Source organism: Bacillus sp. FJAT-28004 (genome assembly GCF_001280845.1).
Classification (GTDB): Bacteria; Bacillota; Bacilli; order Paenibacillales; family Paenibacillaceae; genus Pristimantibacillus.
On record NZ_LGHP01000001.1, the window covers coordinates 4,596,756 to 4,619,218 of the forward strand.

The following is a 22,463-nucleotide window of genomic DNA, read 5'->3' on the forward strand; positions in this document are numbered from 1 at the left end:
TTGCAGCTACTTATATACCATACCACTGCCAAAGGAGGTGCCATATGACAGCACAAAACCTACTTGACGATTCGCTTCTGCAAAGCTATTCGAGAAAAATATTCGGCTTTGCTCTCTCGAAAACGGGACATGAACAAAATGCAAAGGATTTGTCCCAGGAAATATTATTGGCGTTGTACCGATCGCTTCAGACAGGCAAGGAGGTGAACAACATGGACGCATGGGTTCACACGATCTGCTGCTATACTTGGAGCAATTATTTGGCGAAGGAAAAGCGCCATTGGAATCATTCGAATGTCGAACATATATCGTCTCTACCTAACACGAATACTGAGCTCTTAGCGGAGGATACGGAAGAGTTGCTGGAAAACATGCGGCTTGAAATCGCATATTTGTCGCGTCTACACCGAGACATTACCATTCATTATTATTACGAGGGGCAGAGTGTCGAGCAGATCGCGAAGCGCTTGCAAATTGCAGCAGGGACGGTGAAGTGGCATCTCTTTGAAGTGCGTAAAAAGCTGAAGGAGGCTATAAAAATGGAGCAAGCTGCCGATAGATTAAGCTATAACCCAGTAAGGATGATAGTTGGTCACAGTGGAACACCGGGCCCCAATAATGAGCCGAACTGTTATTTCAATTCCATGCTAATATCGAATATCTGTGTTACAATTTATGAAAAGCCTTTGACCATTGAAGAGATCGCGCGCAAAATCGGGGCTGCCAGCGCCTATGTTGAGGATGAGCTTCAGAAGTTGGAGAAATCGGATTTAGTGCGGCAAGTGGGCAAAGGGAAGTACCAGACGAACTTTATTATAGAAACGATGCGCAGCCTATCCACTGAAACTGACTATTTCAAATCCAAAGCAGAAGAGCTCGCGGAAGAAATATATGCATGTGTAGCGGGAAAATTGGAAGAAATACGCGCTTTAGCTTTTCATGGCACGCATTTGAACGAAACGTTCCTTTTATGGACTTTAATTCCTTATGCCATTTGGACGCAGTACTATCAAGTGAAGGATGAATCGTATTATGTGCAATACCAGCCGGATGAAAGAAAAGATGGCGGGAAGTATATTGTGACTGCTTCTATTCTTTATAGCGATGAGGAGTACCGCAGCAGCTTGCCTAATCATGAGATTGTTCGCAAATATGCGACGAATGGCATTAAAACGCGCAACAGCCATTACCATGGCGGACTTCAAATGGAGTCATGGTGGTCGGGTATGACGTGGAGAGACTTTAACGCTCCCGATCTGGATGACTTATCAAGGGTCCTAGAGCTTATAGAGAGCGGAGCTTCCCACTCGGAATATGATCGGATCATAATTAGCAGATTGGTCGAAAAAGGCTTTGTGTCCATGGAGAGCGGTAATCTAGAATGTTTGGTTCCATTCTTTACTGCCTCTCAGCATGAAGCGCTGAACCGTATATTGGATCAAGCATTTAATGAGAACAGCTTTAAAAAGAAAGTAGATCAGATCTATGAGGATATGATATCCGTATGCAGGAAGGATGCACCGTCGTTTATATCCGACAAAGAGATTGTGTACAAAGCAATGAATGATGGGATGACGCTTGTTTTTGCGGTAATGGAATATTTGGAGCGTAAACATATTTTGGCTGTGCCTGCCGATGCCGAGAAAAAACGACTTACCACAATAGTTTGGCAATTTCCATCCAGCAACCAGTAGCTGAATAACACAAAAGGGGCTGTTCCCAAAGTAAAGTATTCTACTTTGGGAACAGCCTCTTGTTAAGACGGATAATAAATCACCATACTGATTCTCACAATGGAATTACCTGAATTGTGATAAACATGGGGAGCATCTGCTTTAAACCGTATGGAATCGCCCGTCTTCACTGTATATTCTTCATTATTTACACGAACGGTAAGCTCACCCTCAAACACGGTTAAAAACTCCTGAGTTCCTTCCTTGTGTGATTCAGAACTCAAATAAGCGCCTATTTCCATATCAACCGAATACATTTCAAAACGTCTGCCTTCTTCAAAGGGGAAAAACGGATAAAGCAGAAATCTACCGTTATCTTCTGTTAGTGTTTGTATTTCATTTTTGCGAACGATAACTGTATCGGATTGTGGTTCGTTAATGAGGGAAGTGAATGAAACTTTTAAACCATTAGCTATTTTCCAAACGGTTCCAATAGTAGGGTTTGATTCGCCGCGTTCGATTTGTCCTAACATCGTTTTGCTGACCCCTGTCATTTCTGCAACCTTATCAAGACTAAGCTTTTGTAGTTCCCGCAGGTGTTTTAGGTTATTGGCAAGTACATAATTAATGTCTTCCAAAATAACTAGCCTCCTCTATTGTGCGCTATAGCGTTCATAATGTATAATCATAACGTATATACGTTAAAGAGTACATCTTGTTCAAGTATAGCACACGAGAGGCGGATTTAAATAATGGCTTTAACTCCTTTTTTGATTTATGTTATTGTGAACACATTTACGCCAGGGCCAAATAACATCATGGCGATGTCTAATGCGAGCCGATATGGAATGAAGAGGTCTATTCGTTTTCTGTTTGGTGTAGCAACTGGTTTCTTACTATTAATGCTGCTATGTTGTTATTTCAATCTGTTATTATATAGCTTCGTTCCTAAAATGAAATTTGTAATGAATATGTTAGGAAGCCTGTATATGGCTTATCTTGCATTTAAAATTATGAAGAGTAGACCACACAATAGTGATGGAGATAATCATGGGCAGCTGAACTCATTTGTATCTGGCATGCTGCTGCAATTCGTTAATTTCAAGGTGATATTATATGGGATTACAGCGATTTCGACGTTCATCATGCCATTTTACAAATCAAATATAAGTTTATTATTGTTTTCGATTTTCCTTGCCTTTGTAGGACTGGTAGCAACATCCTGCTGGGCTGTTTTTGGTGCATTATTTCAAAAGTTCCTCTCTAGACATGAGAAAAAGTTCAATGTATTCATGGGATTATTATTGATTTATAGTGCAATTTCAATGCATTTGTAGGGGATGGTTCAAACAGAAGGGCATGATAGTTGAGCTAAAATTGCTGCAACTCTTAGTTTCTACTCCTTGCCATGACGTATGAATAGCCATACGCCAAACAAGATGAGTACGCCGGCGGCCATCTGATAAGCCGTCAACGCTTCCTTTAATAGAGCCCAAGCGAGCACTGATGCGATGACTGGCTCACCGAGGACAGCCATCGATACGGCTGCAGCACTCATATGCTTCAGCAGCCAATTGAACAAGTAATGCCCGAACAACGTCGGAACGATCGCGAGCAGCAAGAAAATACCCCATTCCTGCGGACTGTAGCCCGTGAAGGAATTGCCGCGAACGAGATTGTAGACGGCGAGTGAAGTAGCAGCAAGTGCGAATACCCAGAAATTATAAGTAAATGCGCTCATATCCTTACGCAATTCTTTGCCGATCATCATATGAACTGCTACTGCTGCCGCACCTAGAAAGGACAGAACGTCGCCGATAAGAGCATCTCTCGAGAGGGAAAAGTCTCCCGATGCTATGACGATGGAGCCGATAATTGCAATCCCCATACCCCATAGCATCATGCGATTTGCCTTAATACGGAACAGCCAGTAAGAGCCGAGCATGACCATAACCGGTTCCAGCGTCAAAATAACGGTAGAGCTTGCGACCGTGGTTAGCCGCAGTGAAGCCATCCATAACAAGAAATGCAGGCCGAGCATCACGCCGGAAAGGGTTAGCATTCTCCACTGTTTGGCACTGAGATGGAACAATTCAGCGCGGTATTTAAAGACGAGCGGCAGCATAAGGAGGTTGGTTAAATAAAGTCTGTACATGGCGATGACGGCAACGTCAGCATTTGACCAACGAACAAAAATGGAAGAAAAAGATATAGCGATGATACCAATGATGTATAGTAATTCATAAGTGGCAAAAGACTTGGTGCTGCGATTCATAGTTGCAATTTCTCCCATACTTATAAACCCCCTGAGCCCATTCGCAGCATCTGCGATTGAAGGATCAGGGGGCTTTGTTATATTTATGACAAAACGAGAACAGTTCGAGCGGCTATCCGGCTTGTCCGGCTGATGTTTTCCCAGCCTTTTCTAGTTCTGCATCAAAATATTGCTGAAGCTCCGTCACTTTTCGTACGTCCTCGAACGAAGCTTTACCCGCTAAATAACGTTCAGCGAAAACTTCCCACTGCGGAACGATCTTCTGCGCGTTCATGGAGCGAATCGCGTTTTTTACCATTCTGCGTTCCTTTGCATTTGTGTACATATCCTTGAACTGCTGTTTGAGCTCAAAATCCAGCTCGTCAAAAATTTTACGGAACACTTCAGCGGTCATACGAGCATCGTCGAGTGCCCGGTGCGCTGAGCCTTCGGCCGTTATTTCAAGATCAATGAGCGCAGCTTCGACGCTGACATCGTTAGTTACGTTCTTGTAGCGAATATAACCCTTTAATAGGTCGAAATAATCGGCAGCCATCCAGAAGCTGTCATCCAGCTTATGCATGCGCGTATCGTAGACGATCCTCTTCAAATCCTCGCCGCCCCAAGTGAACAGCATGAAGGAGTCGCTTTTTTTCAGCCATGCTGTGAAATCCCCAATGACTTTCGGGAATCGGCTTGCCACGTCGATGTCTTCCTGTGGAATGCCTGTTTTTTTCTTAATGAAGCTGTTCAGCTTGGAGAAATAAATCGGTCTAATCAATGTGGAAAATTCATCTACCTGTTCAAGTGAACGATTGAGACGAACCGCGCCAATTTCAATAACCTCCATAGGTAATTCGCTTGCAAACTTTCGTCCGTTAAATTCAATATCCAATATAATGTAGTCCAAAATCGTAACCTCCGATAGATAGCCTGTGTTATCTATTCTATCAGAAAAAGTTATCCAGATGGAAACTACAATATGGTAGAACGTCGCAGCAGGTTTATTTTTTTGATTTGATTACATAAAAGACAATGGTACCCATTAGAATGACGAAGACAACAGGAAGCAGCCATACGCCAAGCGATGAGGCGCCTCCGGATGCATCTTGGATGACAGCCCATTGCACATAAGTGAATAATGCTACAATTTCAAGCTTGATCCAACTTAGCAGATGGATGGAGGTTTTGTATTGGTAAGGGGCATTTTGCTCAGTAATCGTGGTCATGTAATTGAATTGATGAGGAATTTTGCGTAAAAGCGTAAGCCCAATAAACAATACGAGTGCAATGGTCGGTAAAATAATTAGTGATCCTTTGCTGCCCCAGCCGTCAGCCTCGCCGCTTCCGTTGAAATGAATGGCAATCGTTTGCGGAAGATCAGACCATTTTACAATGGAATAGATAAAGGAGAAGAGTAAAAGCAGTATTGCTATTCCATCATGCCATTTTTCGAGGTTTGATCTTGCAATGGTAAGCTTAGGTAAATTCGCCATCGTGGCAGCACCGCCTGTTCTCTAGTCATGTGCGTACCTTTTAATTATAACGTATGCTTTTGCGTATAGTAACCTTTTTTTACAGTTTTTTTCCAAAAAAGAAGCTCCAGCCTAAGCCGAAGATGGCTGAGCTGGAGACATACGATCAAGTATTTGTTCAGGCTGTCAGCATTCTAAGAGCGTTTCATACGCCGGGAATTAAGCCATAGCGGGATACGGAATACCAAATTGATAAGCAGTACGACAAATACGAGCACGGCCGCCGCTTTTTGAGCAATTTCCTGAGCGTCGCCAACAATGGCTTCGGACTGTACATACCAGAGGTGAACCGCAAGTGTGGCACCAGGAGAGAAGAGGCTGAAATCCCACATTTCACCGGATGTCGTCACGCCTGCAGTGAGGATGATTACGGCGCTTTCCCCGAATGCGCGACCGGCAACAAGGCAAATGCCCGTTATGATGCCGTTGAGTGCAGCAGGTATTAGAGCGCGTGTAATGGTTTGCAAATGCGTGCCGCCAAGTGCGAAGGAAGCGCTCTTCAGCTCTTTCGGTACAGCACGAATCGACTCCTCTGTTACGCGGGTTAGTACTGGCAAATTAAGAAAAGCTAGACTGACTGCGCCGCCAAGGATGGTCAAGCCAATCTCGAAATATTCGACGAAAAGAGCAATTCCGAACAAGCCGAAAATGATAGACGGTACGGAAGCGAGTCCTTCTACGCAAACACGTACGAAGCCGATCAGCTTATTGTCGGGTGCAAATTCGGCCAAATAAATGCCTGCTGCCATTCCGAGCGGAATAGAGATGAGTAAAGAGATAAATAAGATGTAGAAGGAGTTCAGCAGGGTCGGTCCGATACCGCCGCCTTCATCAATCTCGCTCGGCAAGCCGAATATAAAGTTCCATGTTATTTTTGGAAGACCATCCTGCAAGATTAAATAAAGTAGGCCAAAAATAAACGCAATGATTAAAATGCCTAACGACCATACAACACCTGTGAATAAACGATCTTTAAATCGGTTAAGCCCTTTTTTGCTGCTAAAGGGGTTTGCTAATGGATTCATATCTAAGGCTTGCTTCATGCTTGCGACCCCTTTCTTTGAAGCCAGCGAATGGCAACGATCATTAGCAGCGATATAACGAGGAGCAGGAAGCCCATTAAGTAGAGCGCATAGTTCCAAGTCGAATCAAAAGGAACGTTCGAAATTTGCATAACGATGTTGCTCGTGAGAACGGAGGTAGGCTTGAGCAAGCTGTCGGCCAGTTGAGGCGTATTGCCGATGACCATAACGACGGCCATTGTCTCACCAACTGCACGCGCCATGCCGAGAATAACGGCGTACATGATTCCGCTTTTGGCCGATGGAAGCAGCACTCTCCATACGGTTTGGAAGCGTGTAGCGCCTAGAGCATAAGAAGCATCGCTGAATTTGGCTGGTACGGCGCTAATCGCATCATCACTTATACGGCTTACAGTAGGCAGTACCATAATCGTAAGCACGAGCGCTGCCGCGAGCAGGCCGTCACCCATGCCGCTTCCGGTAACATTTCGAATCAGAGGAATAAGTACGGTCAAGCCCAAATAACCATAGACGACGGAAGGGATGCCGACGAGCAGGTCAAGAACTGGACGAAGCATGTTTTTGAGCCATGGCGGTACAAAGACAGATAGAAATACGGCAATGATTAAGGAAATAGGTACGCAGATCAGCAGTGTCAACGCGGTCAATGCAAAGGTGCCAAATATGAAAATTAGCGCGCCATATTGTTCATTCTCGGGATTCCATTCGGTAGAAAAGAAGAAGTCTGCCAGCGAAATATTGCTGAACGTCAAAACGCCGGTACGGAACATAAGCAGCAAGATGAGGAAGAGGATCAGGCATACAAAACCGGCTGCTGCTATGCACAAGTAACGAAACATACGATTCGTGAAAAACAAGCGCGATCTCCGGTCAAACGGCTTGCTGCTGCCAGTCAAGATCGCGTTGCCGAGCTCAGAAGAGAGGCGCGGGTGCCTTGCAGCATGAGTGGATTCCAACATAGATTATAGGCTCCTCTGTGCGAAACCGGCTCTAGCTGGCTATGGAGCAGCTAAGCGTGCTTCGCAGTGAAATATAAATGGGAATAAATATTTAGGTTATTAAAGGAAGGAACGGTCGACTTAAGCGCTCCTATGCGCAAGCCGACCGCTCTTCTTTTTTAAATATAAGAAAGCATATCATTTGCTCCTACTTATCTTATATTTCTCCGTCAAAGCTGCTTAACTATTTAATAGCTGAGATCGGAATGAATTTAAGCTTTTTAAGCGATCCGTTTTGGAATTTTGTGCTTTGCACGTATTTAATAAATTCCTTTGTTGCGCCTGTCGGCTCGCCTTTCGTCATATAGTAGCCGTAACCCCATACTTTGTATTTACCGTTAATAACGTTAGCTTCAGTTGGTGCGATGTCGTTGATTTTTACAGCTGTCATTTTGTCTGTTACATAAGCAAGGTCCATGTAACCAATAGCATTAGGTGTCGTTTCAATGGCGGACTTCATGTCGCCGCTCGTTTTTACTTCTTTGTAGTTGTCGCCTTTGCTCATGAAATCAGTGCCATCAAGCGCTTTGTCTTGGAAGTTAACACGAGTACCAGAACCGAAAGTACGGTTTACAACGATGATATCAGCATCCTTGCCGCCTACTTCTTTCCAGTTTTTAATTTTACCGGAGAAGATGCCTTGCAAGTCTTTTGTCGTTAGGCTTGTTGCAGTTACGTTTTTGTTTACAACAGCTGCGAATGGAATGATTGCTACTTTATGAGCAACTTGACCTTCGAATTTTTTGAAGCCTGGAACATCTTTAGATGCATCCCAGTCAACTGCTCCGATGTCTGCGATGCCTTTGCGTACAGCTTGCGGTCCAGTAATCGATCCAGCTGCGGAAGCTGAAATTTTTACTTTTGGATTCAATTTTTTGAACTCATTTGATGCTTGAAGTGTTAAAGGCAGAAGAGCAGAGGAGCCGTTGATGACAATTTTGCCGCTAAGTTTGCTAGCTGCGGTAGCCGTAGGAGTTGATGCAGGAACGGAACTGAAGCCGATAACGGCGATTAGCGCTGCGATTGTTAATTGTTTAAACCATTTCATTAGGAATGACCTCCATTAATTAGTTTGTGATGTTTTTCCATTTGCCTTGCGTGGATACTACCAGTTGGCCATCAATAAGCGCTGCAAAATCCGAGCTGCCCGATACGACCAACTCTGTTGCACTGTCAGATACGGTTTGCACAAGTTTGTTCGTACCCGTTGCACTGTCAATCTCGTAGATTGCGTTAGTGCTGTTTCCGTCAGCAGTCAGCAGATAGAGATTGCTTCCGCCTTGAGCTAATTGGTAAACGTCTTTGTCAGCGAAGAGAGGCGTACTTGCTTTGCCTGTATTGTCCACAGTTACAAGTTGACCAACGCTTGCTTCGTCTGCACTTACGCTAACATAGCTCACTTTGGAGCCGTCTGCTGCCAGCTTAAGGAAAACTTTATCCGTTGTATCTTTTGTCAGCTGCACGGGCTTATTATCAGCAACGGCAGAGTTATAGAAGTAGATTTGCGGCTCAGTGCCTGTTGCATCAATAGCAACATCATCAAGCTCAACGTCTTTGCTGCTGTCGGCCGTTACTTTAGGTTGCTTGAAGACGTAGAAAGCAAATTGCGTGCCGTCTGCGGATACTTCAAGGTTCGCTTTGTAGTCAACTTTGTCTTCCAGCACTTTGGATACTTTGCCGTCAGCGAGATTTAGCTTGGCAATGACAGAACTTTTGTCACCTTGCAAGAAGAAGATGGAAGCGCCGTCCTTCGACCATTGCAGTTCGTTTTTGATTGAGCTGTCCGTACTTACTTGCTTCGCTTGTTTTGTGCTCAGATCAATCGTGAACACCGCACCATTCGCATCGGAGTAAGCAACGCTTTTGCCATCAGGAGACAAAATAAGCTCGGAAGTATCAGAGGATGCAAGCAGCAGCTCGTATTTTCCGGTAGCAGCGTCAACCAAGAAATCCTCGCGGCCCTCGCCAGCTGTGTTCGATACGATGAGCTGGTTTGAGTTAACCCAAACGGCATGCTCAGCGCCATCTAGCAATTGAACAGTATGTATGGTGTTGTCCTCATAAGTGCCGCCAAGCGCCTCAACGAATGCAGCTGGCTCGATGAAAGTGGAGTAAGCAACTTCGATAGCTGGATGCTGAAGGGCAGTTGCAACACCGTTCACTGTGATCGTTTTTGCAGCGATTTTCAGCTTCAGCGTATTATCGCCAAACTTTACAACTACGGTATGATCACTGTTGATGTGAAGAGTAGCGCCAATGGCATTTGTCATATCACGAACGGATGCGAGTGTAACGCCGCCATCTACTACGGTACGAACGGATACCGGATTTGCATTAACAAGAAAGTTTGCTGTGTTCATTTGTGCGGCGTACTTTGCTGAAGCTGTTTGTGCGAATACCGGAGTAACTGCTGCCCCGCTAATTGCTGCTGCGATCATCGAGATTACCATTGCTTTTTTCATTTGCATGGAATAGGGTCACCTTTCTCAAATGGGTATTTTTTTATTAATAGAATCCAAGGCGTACGTGGTCGGTATGTATGGTTAGCTTGATCCCTCCCAGGCAGCGCTAAATCAATACATTTTGTAGCGAATCGTTTATTTCTACCTGATCATAACAACGAATTATCATCCCAATATTTAGAAAATGTATGGAAATTGTAAAGTTCAAGAGTCTTGCGCCTCATTCCATCTCCTCCTTTCTGGCTGAATAAAGTAGAAATTTCCCCCATTATAAGAAGAAAGTGCACCATAGCCTTTTTTGAACGAGGTTTATAATGGTTGTATGCTCGCAAATCTATTCACTTATTGGAGGACTAATCAATGAACATTTCAATCGGAGGTTATTCATTCAACAACACGTATTTGGAAGGGAAAATGGATATTTTCGGATACTTGGAAACGGTAAAATTCCGGTATCGCATGGATGTGGTCGATTTGTGGAATGGTTTTTTCATAGATCGCAGCAGCAAGCCTATTATGAAGCTGGCCGATGAAAGCTATATTCGCAAAATACGTGAAGCGCTTGATGAAAAAGAAGTGCGGGTCGTTAATTTTGCGATTGATGGAGCTCATTTGTGGGACCCAGACAAGGAAATGCGTCAGCATTTGTATGATAATGCGCTCGTTCATTTGCGTGCTTCTGTTATTTTGGGCGCAGAGACGGTTCGTATCGATACGGGAGGCAGCTACGAGAACTGGGAAGCAATGGGCGAAGAGCAATTTGAATATACGGTTAAAAGATACCAGGAGTTTTCGAGTTATGCAGCTGACCATGGCTTTCTTATTGGACCAGAGAATCATATGGGAGCGTCACTTAATCCAAATGAGATGAAGCGTCTCGCAGAGACAGTTGATCATCCATCCTTTGGTTTTCTCGTGCATTTAGGTCGGTGGAAGGAGAATCAAGCAGAAGGAGATCGCATCGTGGCTCCTTGGGCCTACCATACGCATTTTGACGAGGAAACAGCTGACGGTGCCCATGCCTTGGAGACCATTCATATGCTGCAAGAATCAGGCTACAAAGGGTATTGGGGAGTAGAATATAATGCGCCAAGCAATCAGTACATGGAGACGGAGCTGCTTATTACGAAGGTAAAGAAGCTTCTGATCGAGGCAGACCAACAATCAGGCAGAGGGGCTCAACATGATGAATAAAATACGAATTGGTATCATAGGCGTAGGGCAGATTGGAAAAATGCATATCGATAAGTACAAGAATATCGCTGGCGCTGAGCTCGTAGCTGTATGTGACCTGAATGAAGCGGAAGCTAAACGCGTTGCCGAGCATTATGGTATACCGCATGCCTATGCTGATTTTAGAGAACTGCTGAAACAAGGCGATTTGGACGCGGTTGACGTGTGCCTGCATAACAATTTTCATGCGCCAGTGACGATCGCCGCACTGCAAGCGGGCTTGCATGTCTATTGCGAGAAACCCATTGCAGGAACCTATTCGGATGGCAAAGCAATGGTCGATGCTGCGAACTTATGTGGAAAACAATTGCATGTGCAGTTATACACGTTATATGGTAAAGATACGAAAGCTGCAAAAACATTAATTGACGGTGGAATGCTTGGCAAGCTGTACCATGCCCGTTCGGCTGGCTTTCGCAGGAGAAATCGACCGTTTGTTGATGGTTATGGCACGCCTTATTTTACCCGCAAGGAAACGGCGGCAGGAGGCGCGTTGCTCGACATGGGCGTCTATCACATTGCGCAGCTGCTCTATTTATTAGGCAATCCGCAGGTTGAGAGAATTTCCGGGAAGGTGTATCAAGAGACGGATATGCTGCAAGAGAGAAGGGAAATAAGCGGCTTTGATGTTGAGGAGTTGGCTACAGGCTTCATTCGGTTTAGTGGTGGTTTGACGCTTGATATTGTGGAAGCGTGGGCTGTGCATCTTGGCGGCTTCGAGGGCAGCAGTATCGCCGGTTCCAAGGGCGGCGTACGTTTGCCGAATGAACAAACAGGACCCTACGCTCAGTCCTTCAGCTTCCATAACACGGTTTGTGATATGGATATGGACAGCACGTTGGACCTTGATTTAATGGACCTGCGCAGAAATCGCTTATATGAGAATGAGGATGCCTATAGCTCATCCCAGCATCACTGGATCGCGGCGCTGCAAGGTAGGGTGCCATTGCTGCCAACAGCGGAAATTGCGCTGAATACTATGCTGATTAGCGAAGGCATTTATATGTCAGAGGAGCTTGGGCGGGAAGTGAGTAGCGAGGAAGTCATCATGCGCGCACGTACTTCCGCTGTAGAGCTTTAAAGACATGCTGAGCTAAAGAGCAAGACGAGGAACTTGGATATGAATCAGAATCGTACTTTTCATTTGATTAAAGCTTTTAATTTTTTCGTATATGGTGCGATTGCCGTGTACAGTACGTTTTTTGTCGTATATTTGCAATCCATTGGGATGTCCACACTTGAGATCGGCGCGCTAATGGCGGGTGGTCCCGTTGTTTCCATCATCGCCAATCCGTTATGGGGATATTTGAGCGATCGCTTCCGCAATGTAAGGCTTATTCTGATTGTGATGCTTATTGGCAGCATGCTTGTCATGCAGCTCGTATTTTTGTATCAATCGTATACGATCATCTACGCCTGTATGCTGTTCTTTTTCTTTTTTCAAATGCCGTTATTTTCTCAGAGCAACAGCCTGATTCTTAACAGCATTGAGGGAACGAAGCATAAATTCGGTGCTTTTCGCTTGTTCGGCTCACTCGGCTGGGCGTTTATGGCTTTGGTGGCTGGACCCGTCATCGGACAGATTGGCATCGAGCGTCTCTGGATTATCTATTCGGTAATGATGCTTGTCTCGCTTGGATTTGCTTTTACACTGCCAAAAGGCGAAGCGAAGGGAGCGGCCCCTACAGGTAAGGTTAACTACCGTTCTATGTTTGTTAACCGCTCCTTCTTATTATTTTTAATCATTGGACTGGTCATCTCTATTCCTAACTCTATGAATACGACGTTTATCGCGCTCTATATTAGAGAATTAGGCGGAGAAGCTTCATTAATCGGTTGGTCGGCCTTCTGGTCATCCATCTTTGAAATACCGGTATTTTTACTGCTTGATCGGTATTTGAAAAAAAACACAAAAACGATGGTGTTGTGCCTCGTTGTTATCAGCATACTGTTCGCGCTGCGCTGGTTCCTGATGTCGAACGCAGACAGTGCTCAGCAAATTATTTATATCCAAGTGCTCCATTGCTTAACATTTGGCGGTTATTACTACATTGGCACGCAGCTGGCTGTACTGCTTGTGCCTGCCGAATTCAGAGCCTCAGGACAGGCGCTTTATGCACTCACTTGGGGAGGCTTGTCAGGTATAGCGGCAGGACTGCTCGGAGGCTGGGTGTTTGAGCAAACAGGTCCGCAGGCGATGTACCAATTATGCAGCATAATGGCAGCGCTAGGGATAGCGGGCTTCTCCTTATTGTATGCACGGCTGCGCAAGGAAACGAAGACGAGCAGCACGATGAGCACTCATGCTGGATAACTGCAACTTTTCTTGTCTTATGGTCGTTCGAATAAGTGAATGGACATCATGATATTCAAGATGAAAAGGATATTACGAAAGCATACCAAGGGACCATTCAGCGTGCGCTCCTATACAGAATTATGTCCTTAAATGATGAGGGGAATTTTGATCCAGCGCATATTGTAACCCGTGCTGAAGCGGCTGCTTACCTGTATGATGCACAAAGTTTTATTGAAGCGCATAAGGAAAATGCCGCTCCTGAGCAGGAAGCGACTGAAGAAGGACTTTAATAGGGAAAGGCAGTTAATCGGGGCTTGTTTTAGCCGAATTAACTGCCTTTTTTATACTGAAATTAATTAAACTTTTGGTAGGTCACTCGATTTCGCCTTACAACGCATAGTGGGCTTTTAGCTTGCTGGCAATCATGACCCGTTGAAGCTTAAACTCCCAAACCTTTTCCCTTAGCTGCTTCTGCTGCTCGGAATTTTGTGCATTCCGAAGCTGCTCGTAAATATCAAGCATTTTACGATTGATTTGATCGAAACGAAGCCATAGATCGACGCGAATACCATGATCGATTTCGAGACGAATATGGTTATCTTTGGCGTGCAAGTTTTGAAGGATTTGTTGCTGCCACTCTGCATCTCCGATCGATAGAGCAAAGTTATAAAGATCCAAATAATCATCAACCCATTTTGCTGCGATCTGTTTCTCGGAATAGGTCATACGGATCAACTCCAATCACCGTTTTGTATATATGCCTAGTATTATACTAGGAATTAACGGAGATGCAAGCGATTTGTTGCAATTGTGCTTGTGTGGCGTTGAATTAGGAAGATGTTTTACTCTTTAATGCGGCAAAAACAGCAAAGCAATTATTTTTATATACACAGTCGGAATTAACAAATCCAGCCTCGTTCAGCCAATCAAGCTGATCAACTATGGTTGCATTAATGTCGAAACTTCGGCGTTTTATGGACGCTTCAATCGCATCAGCGTTTAAACCGCTTTGCCAGATGGCTTCTTTCCATTTCGTCATATAATAATGATCCCAATATGGCGTTGTACCGGCTGCTTGATCGGCGTTGACGAAGCTTCCGCCTTCTTTTAAAAGTTGATGAATGGTACGAAACATGGCGCGTTTAGCTGGATGCGTCAGGTGGTGGATGGACAAGGAGGAGATAACCGCATCATATTTTTCCGTATAAGGGTAGCTTGAGTAATCTGCCGCTATATAGCTGACTGCTGGGTCTACTCCAAAGCGAGATTGCGCCTCCTTTAGCATTTCTTCGCTTAAGTCGATTAGAGTAAGAGAGGCATTTGGGTATTTTCTGCGGATCAAGGAAGAGAAAAGTCCCGTTCCCGCGCCTAAGTCGAGAATACGTGGGGCATTGCTCTCACAGTGAACGAAATCGGTTGCTATGTCATAAAATTCATCAAAGCAGGGGATCAGTTGGCGACGCTGTTGATCATACTGGGATGCGACAGCATCAAACTGTTTTTTCACATTTTCATTCATAATAGTGCCTCCTCGAATAAATGGCTGATCGCTTTATTGCCTTTCCTTGCCCGGTTGAAATGTATATTATAGATGTTTTATTCATAATGGAAATATATAAAACAAATATGAATTATAGGTTTTAACTATAAATGATATAATCTTTATCAGTTAAAAAATGGGTATTGCACAACCGTGTTTTTGATGGTACGATTGGTAAAATTTTAAGATTACTGATGAACACATATGACAAGTTAAATAGCTTTTACATTCGATGACGAGAAAGAGTACGTTATGGGCCTGATCGAACAGAGAGTTGGGGCAGCTGAAAACCAACGTTCGGGTACTAGCGGAAAGCCATCTCCGAGAAGCAGGCTGAACGAGAGTAAGCTCTGCCGCATTTCCAGCGTTAACGGGAACATGTATTGCTAGATACATGAGCAGAGTGTCGCGCTTCGGCGTGAAACTAGGGTGGTAACACGGGTAGAGACTCGTCCCTTTATAGGGATGGGTCTCTTTTGCGTTTTATTAACCATATTTTAGGAGGAAAAGTAATGGAGACATGGTCGATGAGCAAGATGATTTCGCCAATGGTGCAGCAAATTCCGCCCTCGGGCATTCGTAAGTTTTTTAGCTTGGCTGAAGGCAATAAGGATATTATCTCGCTTGGCGTCGGGGAACCTGACTTCGTTACGCCTGAGCATGTAAGAGCGGCTTGCGTCCGTGCATTAGAGCAAGGAAAAACATCCTACACATCAAATGCGGGACTTATTGAACTTAGAGAAGAGATTGCAAATTATTTATATAATGGGTTTCAACTGAAATACGAGCCAGCGGATGAAGTGCTTGTTACCGTTGGCGGCAGTGAAGCCATTGATCTTGCACTGCGGGCATCAATAGCGCCGGATGATGAAATCATCGTACCTGTTCCTAGTTATATTGCCTATTCACCGATCGCGCAGTTAAATGGCGGGAAGGTCGTTGAGGTTGAAACGTTTGCGGAGGATCATTTTAAACTAACGGCAGAAGCTCTGAAGGCAGTGCTTACCCCGCACTCCAAGGTGCTTATTATAAACTATCCGAACAATCCAACAGGTGCCATCATGACTTATGAAGAGTGGCTGCCAATTGCTAAGATTGTAGAAGAAAATAATCTAATCGTCATATCCGATGAAATTTATGCGGAGCTGACCTATGATGCGAAACATGTGAGCTTTGCCTCGCTGCCGGGCATGAGGGATAGAACACTGCTTATTAGCGGCTTCTCCAAAGCTTTTGCGATGACAGGGTGGAGAATCGGCTATGCATGCGGCCATCAGGAGCTCATCGCTGCTATGCTTAAGATTCATCAGTATACCGTAATGTGCGCACCTATTATTGGGCAGGTTGCAGCGATAGAATCGTTGCGTAATGGCTTAGAGGAAAAGGATATGATGATAGAGGCGTATGCTCAGCGCAGACGAATGTTTGTAAAAGGTTTAAGGGAAATCGGTCTACCCTGTCATGAGCCGCGAGGCGCGTTTTATGCTTTTCCTTCTATTGCGCATACAGGACTTGATTCCGATGCTTTTGCACAAAAGCTATTGTTTGAGGCAGGCGTCGCTACTGTGCCTGGGCATGTGTTCGGTCAAGGAGGGGAAGGCTTTATTCGCTGCTCCTACGCGTCTTCCGTATCCAGACTTAACGAAGCGCTTGAGCGTATAGATCGCTGCTTGAAGGCTTCGGGCATGTCCGGAAATTAAAGAAGGGGAGCCGTCAAAGGCTCCCTTCATTGTTAAAGCAAGATGATCAATCGCTTGGAAAATAAATACGGATTGAGGTGCCTTCTCCAATCGTTGAGCGTACCTCAATTCGGCCATTATGTGCTTCTACGATCATTTTGGCGATGCTCATGCCAAGGCCAGAGCCGTTGCTTGATTCTTCTGTATTTGTGCCGCGGTAATACCTTTCGAACAGCTTGTGGACGGTCTCTTCATCCATGCCTCTTCCGTTGTCAGAGACACGGATGAATGCATCATCATTGAGCAGGCCGCAGGCCACCGTAACGGTTATGCCGGGAGGATTATGCTTCACCGCGTTGGAGAGCAGGTTGTCCATCAGCCGCTGCATCCACTTTTCATTGCCGTATATAGGAACGGGAAGAGCGTCACCCTCGTAATGAAAGTCTACTTCGGCAAGAGTGGCATCATTCACATATTTTAGTACCGATCGTCTAACAAGCTCACCCAGCTCGACTTCATGGCGATCCATAAGGACGACTCCATGCTTTAATTGATAAATATGCGTGAAGTCATTCATGAGCTCCAGCATGTAGTTGCTTTTTTCGCGAATCATTTTGCCCATGTCCTGAAGCTCTTCATCGCTCCACTGTGCAGGGGAGCTTTCCAAAATATAGCCGTAGCCCTGAATAGTCGAGAGCGGTGTGCGCAAATCATGCGAGATGCCTGTCATCCATTCCTCTCTCGTTTTCTCAAGCTGGAGCCTATCCTTCTCCGTTTGCGCCAGTCGCTCGGCCATTTGGTAGAAGGCCGCAATCACTTCACGATAGAGACGGTAGCGAATACGAAGCTTGCCGCTGCGGCGGAATACCTTTTTGCGATCCTTTGGCGTAAGCACCTCATCATACAATCCATTGCCCATCCGCTCGAACCATCCGGCGAACAGGATGAGCGGCTGACCATATCGATAGCCATGCCACATCGAAATGGCGAGTGATAGTAGGAGCAGCGAGCCGCCTATCCAAATGAAGAGACGTATAGCTTCCGATAGGATGGGTTGTTTAGTAAACGTTCTTAGTTCGTTTGGCGTGTGCAAAATCCAAGTTATATGGCTATCTTCAGGCTGGTACACATAAATGTTTGTGTCGTAATCTCCAGGTTTTTGCTGCATAGTCAATACTTCCAGCGGCTCGTATACATCGATAGCTGAGGCTTGATCTCCGATCGTTTGAACACTTTTGCCCGCTTGGTCGACAATCAGCAAATAGCTGTTCGTTTTCCTTAACTCTGTGAGCAGGTCATTCTTATATGCCGCATTTACTAGACCATTCTGCTCGTAGGCCATATACCAAGCAGTCAGCTTCTCTTGCTGCGGATTATTGTAACCAAGAAGAAAGAGCAGCGGAGTAGAATACGTCAGATCGAGCTCGTTATCGACAGTATAGGAACCGAATTTTCCGGATTGCTGGATGGCTAAAAGTTGTGTAATCGAATAAGAAGTCGGATGATTGTCAGGCGAATGGACTGAATAAATAACTTGGCCTTTGGCGTCCACGACTTGCAGCCACATATCACGCTCTTCAATGAGCTTCTTCCAGTGCGTCGTCATCTTAATCTTTTTTTTCGAATAATCGGTTTCCGCGACAATGGAACTAAGCGCGCCGGCGGGAAAGTTCCGTTTGAGATCCTCGTTCGTAATTTTATTAATAAGGACAAGGAACAACACGATCATCGCAACGAAAATGAGAATCGAATAAACGACGAGCTGATACGTAAAATGAAAGGCCATTCGGCGTTGAACCTTCATAGGCTGACAGGCTCCTTAACTAATTTATAGCCGAGTCCACGAACGGTGAGCAAATGCGTAGGCATGCTGGGATCACATTCAATTCTCTCCCGTATTCGCCGGATATGAACCATGACCGTATTGTCGTCTCCTAGTCCGTCAATGCCCCATACCGCTTCATATAGCTGACCCTTCGAGAAGACAATACCGGGGTTTTTACAGAAATACAGCAGCAGCTGAAAAACCTGTGCAGGGCATGAGACCGGCTGGTTGTCTACTAATAGTTCCCCAGCTGCTTCGTTTAACTGAAAGCGGCCGAATCGGTAGATTTGATGGAAGGCAGAGGCTGCCGCTAAGGATGAAGCAAAGGTTGAATGTGATGAAGGTGAATCCACCTCTTCCATGCGGCGCAGCCTGGCTTTAATGCGAGCTGCAATCTCCAAAGGATTAAATGGTTTCGTTATATAGTCATCGCCGCCCATAGCAAATCCGGTCAAAATGTCGAGATCGGATGCTTTGGCAGTTAAAAATAAAATATGCGGATTGCCTAGTTGTCTAATTTTTGAGCAAAGCTCAAATCCGCTGCCGTCGGGCAGCATAACATCAAGCAGCACGATATCGGCTCCGAAGCGACCGATCGTATCGAGAGCTTCTTGGCAGGTACCTGCCGTATAGATATGCTGGAAGCCTTCCTTTTGAAGCACCAGCTGCAGCATTTTTACAATAGAAGGTTCATCTTCCACTATGACTATGTTATTCATGTTCATCACCCCGTTTTATGCTAGCACACAAACCTTAACATCTGTTGAACAAAAATGAAAAAAATTAAGCTGCTGTTATGATTCCGTTTGTTCGCAGTTCAACTGGAATCCTTATGATTGTGTAAGAGGTGAGGTGAATGGGAAATCAAATAGAAACGGGAAACCGAATTCGCGTTATTGATGCGATCAGAGGTTTCTGCTTGCTTGGCATACTGCTTGCGAACATGCTTATTTTTCAATATGGCATTTATGGGAAAGAAGAAATGCAGCTTTTTAATCCAACTCAGCTGGACGAAGTGTCGCACCAAGTACTGAAGATAGCGGTGGAAGGCAGCTTTATGCCGATCTTTATGTTCTTATTCGGCTACAGTCTGTATAAGCTGCGCGAGGGACTGGTCGCGAAGGGGCTTAAGCCGGCCAGGTATATGGTACGGCGCTTTTTTATGCTGATGGGATTAGGCATCATGCATAGCATGCTCCTTTGGGAGGGTGATATTTTACTAGCGTATGGGATTGCGGGATTTTGTTTATTGTTGTTTATCAAACGGAAGGCAAAGACGCTTATGATCTGGGGAGTTATTTTGAGCCTCTTAATGGCGGGCATAAGCTTCGGAATGGAGAAAGAGACACCGAAAGAGAAAGCTCGTATGCAGGAATATGTGGTAGAGTCTATAACCGTATATGGCGAGGGAACGTACCAGGAAATTATGAATTTTCGCCAGGATGAAGATCCGTTAGAATTACCTGCGGCGGTCATGGCGGTGATTATGGTTATGATGCCGTTTATGCTGCTGCCGATGTTTTTATTTGGGATAGCGGCTGCTAATAAGCAATGGTTTCATAATCCTAAACGAGAGAGACGCAGGTATGCATGGATGGGCGGCATCCTGCTGCCGCTGGGTCTTTTATCGAAAGGTGTGGCTGTGCTTCAACCAGAGTGGGCTTGGAGCGGCGTATTATTGACCTTGGGTGCGCAATTGCTGGCATTCGGGTATATTTTTGGACTTGCGCTCGTCATGTCCTATTTATCCAAACGCTCCTACATTATTATGGCATTTGAATCGGTGGGACGGATGTCAATGACTAACTATTTGATGCAGACGGTCATTTGTACGACTATATTTTATGGTTATGCTTTAGGCTGGTTCGGAAAGATCGGTGTGCTTAACGGTGTGCTGCTTGGGATAGCCATTTATGCCGTTCAGGCAGTCGTATCCAGCTTCATGTTGTTCTGGTTCAAAAATGGTCCGTTTGAGCGGCTGCTACGAGTAGTAACTTATTGGTCGTTTGGCGGGAAAGCACGGGTTTCGAAAAAAATAGCAGATGGGCAGGCAGTTAACGCTGGTTTGTAAGCGTGTCGAGGGGCAGACGTTTTACTATGTGGATTGGAGTGTGGAAGGAGCGGCTGTCAAAAGCTGCTCCTTTTTTTGTTATGTATGTAGAGTATGATAGGCGGATTGCTTCTAGGTTGTCATGCTTGTTATAGGGGGTTGAACTGAATGTCATGCGTGAGGGAGTCGCCTGCCGCGAATGTTAGCAGCTTGTAACCTTCTTCTACTAATGCATCATGATCTGCTGGACTTAGCTTTTCGAACGATTGAATGATGAGAGCAGCTGAATCTTTTTTTTGCTCTATTTTCCACGTGCCGCGTACGAATCCGTCAATTAGAAATGTAGAGCGAATAATGCCGTTAATCGTGAACACCAGTGGTTTATACTTTTCATCCAAAATACGGCTGCGGTCAGAGTAGGATAGCAGCATATTATCGAACTCGGATAGAAATCGCGGCGGAGCTATCGTGTCAGCGGGCGGCAAGGGGGCATCCGGCAGGTCAAACAGCTCGTTGCCCTTCTCGTCGGAGAAGGTACGTAGCCTTGGGCGCAGCTGCTCGACTGTCTCGCGGAGCTTGCTTAGTCCAGACCAAATTTGCATATCTTTAATCGTTGCTGGGCCATAGGCGCCAAGGTAACGCAGCAGCATCTCCTCCAAGGAAGGAGAATTCGCAAGCGATAGACCAAGCCAAGCTTCCGCAGATGTATGTGTAGCTTGACCACTAAGGCCCCATACACCGCGAGGCGGTATTTGGACGAGCGGAACAAAGGTTCGAATGACAGCGCTAAGGGCTGATTGTTCAACATTAGGCCACTGTAACGCGAGCAGATTGCCTAGTTCATTGAAAGTGCGAGGCTGCTCCTCCACTAACGTACGACCAGCTTCGATGATAGCTTCTAGGTCTGTGTTTTGCAGCATTTTTCCGTATGTACTAACCATACCTTTTTCCAAAACAGGCTGAAGCAAGGGGCGCATTTCCAAGCAGTCACTCGCACTGACCAGATGAATCGTAGAGCGCATGAGTGCAATACGCACGACCTGCCGCTCAGTAATGAGCGCGGAGAGCTGCTCCTGTTGGAAGTTCTCAAGCCGTGTCCATAGCGCGAAATAGGGCGGGTTAGGCGCTTGCGACTGAATCGCTACCAATTGCCGGATGGCTTCCAGCACGGATACATTTGATCTTCGCAGCAGCATTTGCCGCTCAAGCAAAGCTCTATTTAGTTGGCGCGTTTCTAAAACTGGCCCCGTTGCACCCTTAGCTCGCCTAGATGAACTCATACCACAAATCCCCCTCCACATTTACGATTCGTCTATTCCTCATTATAAACTTTATTATACCGTATCAATCCTGACAACATTAGGTTAGGTGTATCTGAGATGTTTTGCTGTAAGGTGATAAGTAGGGTGTGTTTAGCCAGGGATGTTGAACGCGAGGAGACACAATATAGCGTGAACGAGTAGTCGTGAGGTATCTACTGCACTTTGTGCAATAGATACCTCACATGAAGTCCAGAGAAAGGAGCTACGTTGCAGTATTGCAATAGAATAGGACTCTAATGAAGTAAATGGGGCTCAAATGGATGATTCTATTGCAGAAAGTACAACGTAGCTGAGGAGTTGCAGGAAAAGTGGATGCCACGTTGCACTAACTGCAATGTAGGGGGGTAATCTAGAAATGGTTACTTGGCAGAGTTTGTTTTGATGTGATTTGGCGTAAGGCAAAGAACGACGTACAAAGTATGCCATGGGAGAAGAGGAGAGGGGAAGGAAAGAGGTATCTACTGCACTTTGTGCAATAGAGAAGTCCAGAGAAAGGAGCTACGTTGCAGTATTGCAATAGAATAGGACTCTGATGAAGTAAATGGGGCTCAAA

General features: G+C 45.3%; 21 protein-coding genes and 1 other annotated feature. Of the genes, 8 read left to right on the forward strand and 13 right to left on the reverse strand.

Features of this window, described 5'->3' with window-relative positions:
• Positions 1-44: 44 nt before the first annotated feature.
• Entirely contained in the window at positions 45-1,694 is a 1,650-nt protein-coding gene (locus AC787_RS20025) for an RNA polymerase sigma factor (protein WP_054026404.1), read from the forward strand.
• Between the two features lie 62 nt (positions 1,695-1,756).
• On the opposite strand, the gene AC787_RS20030 is transcribed toward AC787_RS20025, so the two are convergent.
• Positions 1,757-2,311 (reverse strand): helix-turn-helix domain-containing protein, encoded by a 555-nt coding sequence (locus AC787_RS20030; RefSeq protein ID WP_054026405.1) that lies wholly within the window; start codon positions 2,309-2,311, stop codon positions 1,757-1,759.
• Positions 2,312-2,425: 114 nt separating this feature from the next.
• Here AC787_RS20030 and AC787_RS20035 point away from each other — a divergent pair, with 114 nt between their 5' ends.
• A complete protein-coding gene (locus tag AC787_RS20035) occupies positions 2,426-3,010 on the forward strand; it encodes a LysE family transporter (protein WP_054026406.1) in 585 nt (194 codons plus the stop codon).
• Positions 3,011-3,069: 59 nt separating this feature from the next.
• On the opposite strand, the gene AC787_RS20040 is transcribed toward AC787_RS20035, so the two are convergent.
• The 7 genes from AC787_RS20040 to AC787_RS20070 all read right to left on the reverse strand — a co-directional run bounded on the left by AC787_RS20040 (position 3,070) and on the right by AC787_RS20070 (position 9,971).
• Positions 3,070-3,948 (reverse strand): DMT family transporter, encoded by an 879-nt coding sequence (locus tag AC787_RS20040; RefSeq protein WP_054027161.1) that lies wholly within the window; start codon positions 3,946-3,948, stop codon positions 3,070-3,072.
• A gap of 112 nt (positions 3,949-4,060) precedes the next feature.
• Complete coding sequence (locus AC787_RS20045; RefSeq protein WP_054026407.1) at positions 4,061-4,837, reverse strand: 3'-5' exonuclease; 777 nt, start codon at positions 4,835-4,837, stop codon at positions 4,061-4,063.
• 94 nt (positions 4,838-4,931) lie between these two features.
• Positions 4,932-5,423: a DUF1648 domain-containing protein gene (locus tag AC787_RS20050; RefSeq protein ID WP_054026408.1), complete on the reverse strand. Its 492-nt coding sequence runs from the start codon at positions 5,421-5,423 to the stop codon at positions 4,932-4,934.
• Between the two features lie 173 nt (positions 5,424-5,596).
• Positions 5,597-6,487, reverse strand: a complete 891-nt coding sequence (gene pstA, locus AC787_RS20055; RefSeq protein WP_054027162.1) for a phosphate ABC transporter permease PstA — start codon at positions 6,485-6,487, stop codon at positions 5,597-5,599.
• Between the two features lie 14 nt (positions 6,488-6,501).
• A complete protein-coding gene (pstC, locus tag AC787_RS20060) occupies positions 6,502-7,464 on the reverse strand; it encodes a phosphate ABC transporter permease subunit PstC (protein WP_054026409.1) in 963 nt (320 codons plus the stop codon).
• A 223-nt stretch (positions 7,465-7,687) separates the two neighbouring features.
• Positions 7,688-8,551 carry a phosphate ABC transporter substrate-binding protein gene (locus AC787_RS20065; RefSeq protein ID WP_054026410.1) on the reverse strand — a complete coding sequence of 288 codons (864 nt, stop codon included), beginning with the start codon at positions 8,549-8,551 and terminating at the stop codon, positions 7,688-7,690.
• A gap of 19 nt (positions 8,552-8,570) precedes the next feature.
• Positions 8,571-9,971, reverse strand: coding sequence for a stalk domain-containing protein (locus AC787_RS20070; protein ID WP_054026411.1), 1,401 nt, complete (start codon positions 9,969-9,971; stop codon positions 8,571-8,573).
• 354 nt (positions 9,972-10,325) lie between these two features.
• Between AC787_RS20070 and AC787_RS20075 the strand changes: the two genes are divergently transcribed.
• From AC787_RS20075 to AC787_RS20090, 4 genes are read left to right on the forward strand one after another with little or no spacing between them, the layout of a single operon-like run.
• Positions 10,326-11,159 (forward strand): sugar phosphate isomerase/epimerase family protein, encoded by an 834-nt coding sequence (locus AC787_RS20075; protein ID WP_054026412.1) that lies wholly within the window; start codon positions 10,326-10,328, stop codon positions 11,157-11,159.
• A complete protein-coding gene (locus AC787_RS20080; RefSeq protein ID WP_321166134.1) occupies positions 11,149-12,279 on the forward strand; it encodes a Gfo/Idh/MocA family oxidoreductase in 1,131 nt (376 codons plus the stop codon). Before AC787_RS20075 ends, AC787_RS20080 begins: the two co-directional genes overlap by 11 nt.
• Positions 12,280-12,318: 39 nt before the next feature.
• Entirely contained in the window at positions 12,319-13,512 is a 1,194-nt protein-coding gene (locus AC787_RS20085; RefSeq protein ID WP_054026413.1) for an MFS transporter, read from the forward strand.
• Between the two features lie 35 nt (positions 13,513-13,547).
• Positions 13,548-13,784 (forward strand): S-layer homology domain-containing protein, encoded by a 237-nt coding sequence (locus AC787_RS20090; RefSeq protein ID WP_054026414.1) that lies wholly within the window; start codon positions 13,548-13,550, stop codon positions 13,782-13,784.
• Between the two features lie 97 nt (positions 13,785-13,881).
• On the opposite strand, the gene AC787_RS20095 is transcribed toward AC787_RS20090, so the two are convergent.
• Both AC787_RS20095 and AC787_RS20100 read right to left on the reverse strand, forming a co-directional pair.
• Complete coding sequence (locus AC787_RS20095; RefSeq protein ID WP_054026415.1) at positions 13,882-14,220, reverse strand: hypothetical protein; 339 nt, start codon at positions 14,218-14,220, stop codon at positions 13,882-13,884.
• Between the two features lie 103 nt (positions 14,221-14,323).
• A complete protein-coding gene (locus AC787_RS20100; RefSeq protein WP_054026416.1) occupies positions 14,324-15,013 on the reverse strand; it encodes a class I SAM-dependent methyltransferase in 690 nt (229 codons plus the stop codon).
• A 244-nt stretch (positions 15,014-15,257) separates the two neighbouring features.
• Positions 15,258-15,494 (forward strand) — a binding site (T-box leader).
• A 52-nt stretch (positions 15,495-15,546) separates the two neighbouring features.
• Here AC787_RS20100 and AC787_RS20105 point away from each other — a divergent pair.
• Positions 15,547-16,734, forward strand: coding sequence for an aminotransferase class I/II-fold pyridoxal phosphate-dependent enzyme (locus AC787_RS20105; protein ID WP_054026417.1), 1,188 nt, complete (start codon positions 15,547-15,549; stop codon positions 16,732-16,734).
• Positions 16,735-16,780: 46 nt separating this feature from the next.
• Here the strand turns inward: AC787_RS20105 and AC787_RS20110 are convergent, their stop codons facing one another.
• Positions 16,781-18,517 (reverse strand): sensor histidine kinase, encoded by a 1,737-nt coding sequence (locus AC787_RS20110; RefSeq protein ID WP_054026418.1) that lies wholly within the window; start codon positions 18,515-18,517, stop codon positions 16,781-16,783.
• Complete coding sequence (locus AC787_RS20115) at positions 18,514-19,263, reverse strand: response regulator transcription factor (RefSeq protein WP_054026419.1); 750 nt, start codon at positions 19,261-19,263, stop codon at positions 18,514-18,516. Before AC787_RS20115 ends, AC787_RS20110 begins: the two co-directional genes overlap by 4 nt.
• Positions 19,264-19,394: 131 nt before the next feature.
• On the opposite strand from AC787_RS20115, the gene AC787_RS20120 reads away from it, so the two are divergent.
• Entirely contained in the window at positions 19,395-20,609 is a 1,215-nt protein-coding gene (locus tag AC787_RS20120) for a DUF418 domain-containing protein (protein WP_152970660.1), read from the forward strand.
• A 128-nt stretch (positions 20,610-20,737) separates the two neighbouring features.
• Here the strand turns inward: AC787_RS20120 and AC787_RS20125 are convergent, their stop codons facing one another.
• Complete coding sequence (locus tag AC787_RS20125) at positions 20,738-21,868, reverse strand: winged helix DNA-binding domain-containing protein (RefSeq protein WP_054026420.1); 1,131 nt, start codon at positions 21,866-21,868, stop codon at positions 20,738-20,740.
• Positions 21,869-22,463: the final 595 nt, after the last annotated feature.